The sequence below is a fragment of the Brachyspira sp. genome (assembly GCF_050873525.1).
Classification (GTDB): Bacteria; Spirochaetota; Brachyspiria; order Brachyspirales; family Brachyspiraceae; genus Brachyspira.
The window spans coordinates 1-2,472 of sequence record NZ_JBNMIZ010000296.1; the positions used below are offsets into that span (position 1 = coordinate 1).

The window sequence follows — 2,472 nt, forward strand, 5'->3', positions numbered from 1 at the left end:
AAATAAAAAAATAGAAGAAATGTCAAAAAAATCCCCATTTAAGCATAAGTTGGTTTTTCAAAGTTATAAAGAAGTCTTTAGAGGTGGACAGCCATTTGTCAATATTGGAAAAATCATAGAAAATATTGACATTCAAAAAATATTAGAAGAATATATAAAATAAATTTCTAATTAAAAACAATTAAAAAACTAAAAAGCTACAAAGTCTAAACGGAGGTGTATTTTTGCTTCTTTTTTGATAAAAAAAGAAGTCTCTTTTTGGTATCTGCCCGCTTTAGCGTGGTTCTTTTTTCTCGATAGAAAAAAGAACGGAGATTTGGCGTCAGCCTGCAATCAATAATTAGGCGCTTTGGAAGTTATCTTTACATCATGCACATGACTTTCCGCCAAGCCTTGATTGGTTATTTTTACGAATTCCGCTTTTTCTTGAAGTTCGCCTATATTTTTAGCACCGACATAACCCATTCCCGCACGAACGCCGCCTATTATTTGGTAAATAACATCCGCAACATGTCCTTTATATTCCGTCACGCCTTCAATTCCTTCGGGAACGAATTTTGATTTATTAATCACTTCGCTTTGAAAATATCTGTCTTTGCTTCCTTGAATCATTGCGCCAACCGAACCCATTCCTCGATAGGGTTTATATTTTTTTCCGTCTATTATTATAACATCGCCTGGGGCTTCGTAAGTCGATGAAAAAAGTCCGCCCGCCATAATAGCGTCCGCGCCGATTGCGAATGCTTTAACTATATCGCCCGAATATTTTATTCCGCCGTCCGCTATAGAACCGACATTATTTTTTTTGGCGATTTGAGAAGCGTCCGATATTGCCGTAAGCTGTGGAACTCCGATTCCCGCTATTATCCGAGTCGTGCATATAGAACCCGCGCCGATTCCTATTTTTATCGCGTCAACTCCCGCGTCTATCAATGCTTTAGCTCCGTCCGAAGTGGCAATATTTCCCGCGATTACATCAATATTTGAATATAGATTTTTTATTTCTTTTATCGCTTTCAAAACATTTTGAGAATGTCCATGTGCCGTATCTATAACTATTATATCGACTCCCGCGTCAATAAGTTTTTCAATTCTTTTATATCTGTCGTCCGAAATTCCGATTGCCGCCGCCGCTAGTAATTTTCCGTTTTTATCCACGCTTGAAATATTTTTATTTTCTATTTCGTTAAAATTTTTTACAAGTTCGACTTCTTTAGCCTGAGCTTCCAAAGACATATTTTTATGAACGACTCCGAGTCCGCCGCATAAAGCCATAGCTATCGCCATTTTATGTTCGGTTATCGTATCCATTGGAGAGCTTATTAAAGGAATTTTTAAAGTTATTCTTTCGGTTAATTTTCTTTCCAAATTCACATCTTTCGGCAAAATATCCGATTCTTTCGGAACTAATAAAACATCGTCAAAAGTAAGCGCCTCTCTGATTTTTATAGACATAATATATCCTTTTAATAAATAATTGATTAATATAATATTATAGCATAATTTCAATATAAATAAAATACTTGATATATTTAAATTTATTTATATAATGCTTTTCAAATTAATTACAATTTTTTAATAGGAGATAATTATGCGTTTTCTTTCTTCGGGAATCTTTTGGGGATTTGTAATAATTTTATTCGGAATTGGAATTTTACTCAAAAGCGTTTTCCATATAAATATTCCTTTCTTCAAAATATTTGTCGGAATAATCGTAATACTTTTTGGAATTTCAATTATATTTAACGCGATAAATTCGAGAAAAAATCCTGCGGTTTTTGGAGAATATACTTTTAAGTCGGGTTCGATTGAAAAAGAATATAATATTGTATTTTCAAAAGCGTCTATGGATGTCGCTAATTTTGATTTTTCAAATTATAACGGAGAATTTATAAAAATAAATTCCGTTTTTTCAAGCACCGAAATTTATTTAAGCCGAAATTTTGAATACGAAATAAGAGCCGACAGCGCATTTGGAGTAGTTCGCCTCCCTAACGGAGAAGACGTATCGTTCGGAAATATTTCAAGATTAGAAAATGCGGAAAATAGCGAATTAAAAAGAATTAATTTGCATGTGAGTTCCGTTTTCGGAGAAGCGAAAATATTATATAAATAATTCTATTAAAAACGATTAATAAAGATTCAAATAATATTTAAAAAGTTCTTTTTTAGTAGAATATAAACTAACGCCTTTTATCGGGCTTATTTTCAAAGTAATTGTAGCGATTTTTATTTTCAAATTATCTATCAAAATAAATCTTTCTCTCACCGCGTTTATTATTTCGTTCGTAATATCGTTTTTATTTTTATAATTTGTTTTAATATCTTCGCTTGTATTTAATTGATAATTCAAATTGGAACATTTAAGAATTTTAAAAAAATTATTTTCCGTGAATCTGCTTGTAAAAATTATTAGTTTTAAGTTTTTATAATTTTTAAAAATATCGGCAAGCAAATTATTATATTCTATTA

Annotated in this window: 2 protein-coding genes and 1 pseudogene; 1 reads left to right on the forward strand and 2 read right to left on the reverse strand. The window is 31.6% G+C overall.

All coding sequences use genetic code 11. The features are described from left to right. Positions 1–333: 333 nt before the first annotated feature. Positions 334–1,455 (reverse strand): IMP dehydrogenase, encoded by a 1,122-nt coding sequence (gene guaB / locus ACR0QS_RS12730; protein WP_432633827.1) that lies wholly within the window; start codon positions 1,453–1,455, stop codon positions 334–336. Positions 1,456–1,591: 136 nt separating this feature from the next. Between guaB and ACR0QS_RS12735 the strand changes: the two genes are divergently transcribed. Beyond that, complete coding sequence (locus ACR0QS_RS12735) at positions 1,592–2,116, forward strand: hypothetical protein (RefSeq protein ID WP_432633828.1); 525 nt, start codon at positions 1,592–1,594, stop codon at positions 2,114–2,116. 15 nt (positions 2,117–2,131) lie between these two features. On the opposite strand, the pseudogene ACR0QS_RS12740 reads toward ACR0QS_RS12735, so the two are convergent. Then, a pseudogene (locus ACR0QS_RS12740) lies at positions 2,132–2,472 on the reverse strand (uracil-DNA glycosylase family protein); the annotation flags it as partial.